7 protein-coding genes and 2 pseudogenes are annotated in these 6,361 nt (G+C 37.3%); 5 read left to right on the forward strand and 4 right to left on the reverse strand.

Annotated features, from left to right (window positions below; all coding sequences use genetic code 11):
• The first annotated feature begins 8 nt into the window (after window positions 1-8).
• The 3 genes and pseudogenes from lpxC (at window position 9) to pheA (ending at window position 3,854) form a co-directional block, all read left to right on the forward strand.
• Window positions 9-926, forward strand: coding sequence for a UDP-3-O-acyl-N-acetylglucosamine deacetylase (gene lpxC, locus HMPREF3279_RS08215; protein WP_070868834.1), 918 nt, complete (start codon window positions 9-11; stop codon window positions 924-926).
• Between the two features lie 121 nt (window positions 927-1,047).
• A pseudogene (gene ushA / locus HMPREF3279_RS08220) lies at window positions 1,048-2,688 on the forward strand (bifunctional UDP-sugar hydrolase/5'-nucleotidase UshA).
• 8 nt (window positions 2,689-2,696) lie between these two features.
• On the forward strand, window positions 2,697-3,854 hold the full coding sequence (gene pheA / locus HMPREF3279_RS08225) for a prephenate dehydratase (protein WP_070868835.1): 1,158 nt from the start codon (window positions 2,697-2,699) through the stop codon (window positions 3,852-3,854).
• Window positions 3,855-3,922: 68 nt separating this feature from the next.
• Here pheA and HMPREF3279_RS08230 read toward each other — a convergent pair whose 3' ends face one another.
• Window positions 3,923-4,249 carry a zinc ribbon domain-containing protein YjdM gene (locus tag HMPREF3279_RS08230; protein WP_049371882.1) on the reverse strand — a complete coding sequence of 109 codons (327 nt, stop codon included), beginning with the start codon at window positions 4,247-4,249 and terminating at the stop codon, window positions 3,923-3,925.
• Between the two features lie 110 nt (window positions 4,250-4,359).
• On the opposite strand from HMPREF3279_RS08230, the gene HMPREF3279_RS08235 reads away from it, so the two are divergent.
• Window positions 4,360-4,920, forward strand: coding sequence for a YtfJ family protein (locus HMPREF3279_RS08235; RefSeq protein ID WP_049366223.1), 561 nt, complete (start codon window positions 4,360-4,362; stop codon window positions 4,918-4,920).
• A gap of 33 nt (window positions 4,921-4,953) precedes the next feature.
• On the opposite strand, the gene HMPREF3279_RS08240 is transcribed toward HMPREF3279_RS08235, so the two are convergent.
• Both HMPREF3279_RS08240 and HMPREF3279_RS08245 read right to left on the reverse strand, forming a co-directional pair.
• On the reverse strand, window positions 4,954-5,121 hold the full coding sequence (locus HMPREF3279_RS08240; protein WP_049366225.1) for a zf-HC2 domain-containing protein: 168 nt from the start codon (window positions 5,119-5,121) through the stop codon (window positions 4,954-4,956).
• 11 nt (window positions 5,122-5,132) lie between these two features.
• The gene (locus tag HMPREF3279_RS08245) at window positions 5,133-5,681 is read right to left on the reverse strand and encodes a sigma-70 family RNA polymerase sigma factor (protein ID WP_049366227.1); all 549 of its coding nucleotides are present in this window, start codon (window positions 5,679-5,681) and stop codon (window positions 5,133-5,135) included.
• Window positions 5,682-5,793: 112 nt separating this feature from the next.
• Between HMPREF3279_RS08245 and HMPREF3279_RS08250 the strand changes: the two genes are divergently transcribed.
• Window positions 5,794-6,135, forward strand: coding sequence for a hypothetical protein (locus tag HMPREF3279_RS08250; RefSeq protein WP_049370109.1), 342 nt, complete (start codon window positions 5,794-5,796; stop codon window positions 6,133-6,135).
• 62 nt (window positions 6,136-6,197) lie between these two features.
• On the opposite strand, the pseudogene cysS reads toward HMPREF3279_RS08250, so the two are convergent.
• Window positions 6,198-6,361: pseudogene (gene cysS / locus HMPREF3279_RS10110) on the reverse strand (cysteine--tRNA ligase); the annotation flags it as partial.

Raw genomic sequence — 6,361 nt, forward strand, 5'->3', positions numbered from 1 at the left:
TAAAAGAGATGATTAAACAAAGAACATTAAAACAAAGCATTAAAGTCACAGGTGTAGGCTTACATAGCGGTAAAAAAGTAACCTTAACGTTGCGCCCGGCTATGCCGAATACTGGTGTGATTTATTGCCGTACTGATCTTAATCCGCCGGTGACTTTCCCTGCGAATGCGGATTCTGTGCGTGATACGATGCTTTGTACTGCACTTGTGAATGAACAAGGTGTTCGTGTTTCAACCGTAGAACACTTAAACGCAGCATTAGCAGGTTTAGGTATTGATAATATTATTATTGAAGTTGATGCACCTGAAATTCCAATCATGGACGGTAGTGCAAGCCCATTCATTTACTTGCTTTTAGATGCAGGTATTGAAGAACAAAATGCACCGAAGAAATTTATTCGTATTAAGAAAAAAGTACGAGTAGAAGACGGTGATAAATGGGCAGAATTTAAACCTTACAATGGTTTCCGTTTAGATTTCACAATCGACTTTAATCATCCTGCGATTAGTAAAAATGTACGTAATTATGTAATGGATTTCTCTGCACAAGCATTCGTACATCAAATTAGTCGAGCAAGAACCTTTGGTTTCATGAAAGATATTGAGTATCTTCAATCTCAAGGTCTTGCATTAGGTGGCAGCTTAGATAATGCTATCGTATTAGATGATTACCGAATCTTAAATGAAGATGGATTACGCTTCAGAGATGAATTAGTTCGTCACAAGATGCTTGATGCAATTGGTGATCTTTATATGTGTGGCTATAACATCATCGGTGATTTCAAAGCTTATAAATCTGGTCACGGTTTAAATAATAAGTTACTCCGTGCTGTACTTGCCGATCAGGAAGCGTGGGAATTTGTTACCTTTGAAGATAAGAAACAAGTTCCACAAGGTTATGTTGCACCTGCGCAGGTACTCATCTAACAATGTTTTGTTGAAAAGCTATACTTCTTTCGGGAGTATAGCTTTTTTATTTCCCATCTTGCTCTGTTATTTTTGTTTTATGCGAAGGTAAAGAGCGGTCAAAAATAGAGGTATTTTTATTATGAAAAAATTATTTACCGTGCTTCCTCTTGTGCTAGCAACTTCTGCTGCAATGGCATATGAATAGGGCAAAACCTATCAATTTACCATATTGCACACTAATGATACGCACGGACATTTTTGGCCGAATGCAAAAGGTGAATATGGCTTTCCAGCGCACAAAACAATTGTTAATCGCGTAAAAGCTGAAGTCGAGCAAAAAGGTGGCTCACTCATTTTATTAAATGCAGGTGATTTTAATACTGGTGTACCTGAGTCAGATATGCAAACAGCAGAACCTGATATTAAAGCAATGAACGCAATGGGCTATGAGGCAACTGTATTAGGTAACCACGAGTTTGATAATCCACTACAAATTCTTGATATGCAAGAAAAATGGGCAAACTTCCCATTCTTATCTGCAAACGTGATTAATACGAAAACAGGTAAAACCTTAGTTAAGCCTTATACGATTTTAAATAAACAAGATCTTAAAATTGCCGTGGTCGGTTTAACCACAGAGGATACTGCAAAATTAGGCAACCCAGAATACCTTCATAATGTGAAGTTTGAAGATCCAACAACGGTAGCAAAAGCCACATTAAAAGAGCTAAATGAAAAAGTTAAACCGGATGTAAAAATTGCTTTAACACATATGGGCTATTACTATGATGCGAGACATGGTTCAAATGCACCAGGTGATGTAAGTCTTACGCGTAATTTAGATAAAGGCGCATTCGATATGATTATCGGTGGTCACAGCCATGATCCGATTTGCGTGGATGAAAAAGGCGTATGGATTAAAGATTATCAACCTACTCAGCCATGTAAACCAGATTTCCAAAATGGTACTTGGATTATGCCGGCCTTTGAATGGGGCAAATATGTTGGTCGAGCTGACTTTGAGTTCAAAAATGGTGAATTAAAATTAGTGAATTATCAATTAATTCCAGTGAACTTGAAGAAGAAAGTGAAAAAAGAAGACGGTAAAACGGAATACGTAAATTACGCAGAAGAGATTCCACAAGATCCAGAAATGGAAAAACTTTTAAAATCTTACCAAGATAAAGGTGATGCGTTATTAAGCCAAAAAGTGGGTAAATTAAACGGTAAGTTAGAGGGTGATCGTACCATTATTCGTTTTGAACAAACTAACCTTGGTCACTTAATTGCAGAAGCACAACGTCAAAAAGCGAAAGCAGATATTGGTATCATGAACTCAGGTGGTATTCGTGATTCTATCCAAGAAGGTGATGTGACTTATAAAGACATTTTAAAAATCCATCCATTTGGTAACATTGTGAGCTATTTTGAATTAACCGGTAAAGAATTACTGGATTATTTAAATGTAGTTGCATTGAAAGAAGTGGATTCTGGTGCCTATGCACAATATTCAGGTATCAGCATGACAGTAAATCGTGCGGAGAAGAAAGTTGAAAATGTGAAAATTCAAGGTAAACCATTAGATTTAAATAAAACTTACCGTATTTCTTTACCAAGTTATAATGCGGCGGGTGGAGATGGTTATCCAGTCATGACAAAAAATCCAACTTTCGTAAACACTGGTTTTATTGATGCGGATGTTTTAAAAGAATTTTTTGAGAAAAATTCACCTATTAATGCTGAGAAATACATCCCTCATAATGAAGTAACCTTTAAATAAGGAATGAAATGGCATTAGATTTATCAGAAATTCGTCAGCAAATTACGCAAATTGATCGCAGCTTGTTAAAGCTGCTTTCAGAGCGTCACCGCCTGGCATATGATGTAGTAAGAAGTAAAGAAGTGACGCAAAAAGCGTTGCGTGATTTAGAGCGGGAGCAACAACTCTTACAAGAGCTTGTGCAGTTTGCTGAAAGTCAAAATTATCAGCTTGAACCACAGTATATTACGTCAGTCTTCCAAAAGATCATTGAAGATTCTGTGTTAACACAACAAGTGTATTTGCAGAAAAAGCTCAATGAGCAACGAGAAGAAACGTTACATATTGCTTTCTTAGGCAAGCGTGGTTCTTACTCTAATTTGGCTGCGCGTAATTATGCGGCTCGTTATAATCAGCAGTTTGCTGAAATCAGTTGTGACTCCTTTGCTCAAATTTTTGAAAAGGTTGAAAGTGGAGAAGCTGATTATGGTGTACTGCCTTTAGAAAACACTACGTCAGGTGCAATTAATGAAGTTTATGATTTGCTTCAACATACCACTTTATCTTTGGTGGGCGAGTTGGCTTATCCTATCAAGCACTGTGTTTTAGTGAATGAGCAAGATGATTTAAGCAAAATTGATACGCTTTATAGCCATCCACAGGTAATCCAGCAGTGTAGTCAATTTATTCAAAGCCTTGAGCGTGTTCATATTGAGTTTTGCGAAAGTAGCTCTCATGCAATGCAGCTTGTATCAAGCTTGAATAAACCGAATATTGCGGCACTGGGCAATGAAGATGGCGGCAAGCTTTACGGCTTACATGTGTTAAAACATAATATTGCGAATCAAGAAAACAATATTACTCGTTTTATTGTAGTGGCAAAACAAGCTCGAGAAGTTTCACCGCAAATTCACACGAAAACTTTATTGTTGATGACAACATCGCAACAAGCGGGTTCTTTGGTGGATGCTTTACTTGTGTTTAAAAAGCACGGTATTAATATGACGAAGCTTGAATCTCGTCCTATTTATGGCAAGCCTTGGGAGGAAATGTTTTATTTGGAGATTGAAGGAAATATTCATCATCCAGATACCCAAATTGCCTTGGAAGAGCTTAAGCAATTCAGTAATTATCTGAAAGTGCTTGGTTGTTATCCAAGTGAAATAGTGAAGCCTGCGAAGGTATAACGAAAATAAAAAAAGAGCGGTCGATTTAAAACAACGTTAAAATCGACCGCTCTTTTTATTGAGAATTCTTAAGCTTTTTTCAAGAACTCTGATTTCAACATGATTTTGCCACAATCGACATTGTGATCTCCGTTAACTAAACGGATATTTTTGAATTTCGTGCCTTTCTTCAACACTTCAGATGAACCTTTTAATTTCAAATCTTTAATCAAAAGTACATCATCACCATCGGCTAATAAATTACCGTTGCTGTCTTTAACAATCAGTTGATCTTCATCGGCTTCAACTGCTTCGTTACCATTCCATTCATTACCGCAATCAGGGCAAACAAAATTCACAGAATCGTGATAAACATATTCACCTTTACATTTTGGGCAAGCTGGCATTTGATCCATTTCTTTTTCCTTCTTTATCTGATTTAAGCAAAGTATAATGCGCACGGAGTATAACAAAAAAGTGACTATTCGCCAAAAAATGGGCATTTCACGGAATTTATGAGGTATTTATGAAAAAAATCATGCTTTTGAGCGCTGTGATGGGGAGTTTAATCTCAGCCAATACATTCGCTCACAATATTCAACCTAATCAACTTTTAGCCAATGTAACGGTTTCGGATAAAGGCGAAATCACTTTAAATGGCAATGATGTAGCGTATAAATCGTGGAGCTCAACGGCATTACCTGGCAAAGTCCGTGTGATTCAGCATATTGCAGGCAGAAGTGCGGCAAAAGAGAAAAATCAAGCGATGATCGAAGCCATCAAAGCAGCTCATTTTAACCAAGCCAAATATCAAACCACGACCATTATTAATGCTGATGATGCCGTTGTGGGCACGGGTATGTTTGTGAAAAGTAGCGCAGAAAAAGGCAAAAAAGAAAATGCCCATAGCCAAGTGATTTTAGATGATAAAAGTGCGGTTAAAAATGCGTGGGGATTACGTGAAAAAGACAGCGTGATTATTTTGCTTGATAAAACCGGCAAGGTGCAATTTGTGAAAGAAGGTAAATTGACGGATGATGAAGTCAAAGAAGTGATTTCACGTGCAACAGCATTAATGGCGAAGTAATAGAGTAATAAGCGGAAGTTCTCTTCCGCTTTTTTATCCTTTGAAATCCTTCATTAATTTTCTCAATGTGCCACAATTTCGTTGAAATTTACGGCAATGTGTACAGATGGCAAGATGCAAATTGAGCCCAATTTTTTCTTTAGTCATTAATGAGCGTTCTTGCGCATCTGAAATGAGTCGAGTCGCTTGGCGACATTTCATAAAATCACTCCTTAAAGTTTATGAGATAAGCAGTTTTGAAGTTGTAAGCGAGCACGATAGAGTGTCGTGTGCAAGTTACTTATGCTTAGTTGATTTTCTTGGCAAATTTCTTCGGAAGATAATTCCAAAAACTCTCTCATCATAAAAATCTTGGCTTGTTTGGCTGGCAGGCAAGTTAAGCAAGTTTCAAAAATCAGCCAGAATTCTTCAGAATAGACCGCACTTTCGCTCAGTTCGAGATCGAGTGGAGAATGTTCAGCTTTCCAGTGGCCCCCTTCATCAAAGAAATGATTAGTTTGTTCTTCATCTTCAATTTCGGTTTCTAGCACTAATTTGCCTTTCTGGCGAAGAAAATCAATGATTTTATTTTTTAAGATAGCAAAGACCCAGGTCTTAAATGCCGCTTGTCGTTTAAATTGCTCAAGATGGTTAAATGCACTTAAAAAACTCTCTTGCACCAAATCTTCAGCTAATACAGAATCGCCCACCTGTAATGTGGCAAATTTCAGCATTTGCTCTCTAATTTGAGCCAAGTCTTTATTGGAAATTCCAGTTTCCATATTTTTTCCTTGAAAAAAGTGTAAGAAATAGATTTCTCATTCGTCTAATGATAATGAAAGGGGAAACCTTTCCATCCAATGCTAATTATTCACAAATTAAGGAAGATTCAAAATGAAAAATATTACTTCAAAAACAACCTTTACTGCTATTGCTGCACTTTTCTTCGCAACCAGTCTTTATGCGACCGATATGAAATCTAATGAAATGTCGATGGCAAAAGATTCCATGCCGATGACAAAAGATTCCATGCCGATGACAAAAGACGCTATGCCAATGCAAAATGACAAAATGGCATCTGATGGGATGATGAAATCTCATGATATGAAATCTCACGACATGAAAATGGATAATATGAAATCAGAAGGAATGAAATCTGATGATATGAAAACAAAAGAAATGAAAGCAAAAGAAATGAAGAAAAAAGCAAAAACAATGGAAAAACCGAAAATGTAATGCTTTCTTCTTAAAAGAAAAACTGCGGTCAATTTGACCGCAGTTTTTGTATCAAAGTGAGATTATTGTTTACGCCACGTCGTGCCGTTAGGGCCGTCTTCTAACACAATTCCCATTGCAGTGAGTTCATTACGAGCCGCATCTGCAGCAGCCCAATCTTTAGCAGCACGCGCTTCGTTGCGTTGTTTGATGAGCGCTTCAATTTTTGCGACTTCATCATCGTCAG

It is taken from the genome of Haemophilus sp. HMSC71H05, from assembly GCF_001838635.1.
GTDB lineage: Bacteria > Pseudomonadota > Gammaproteobacteria > Enterobacterales > Pasteurellaceae > Haemophilus_D > Haemophilus_D parainfluenzae_R.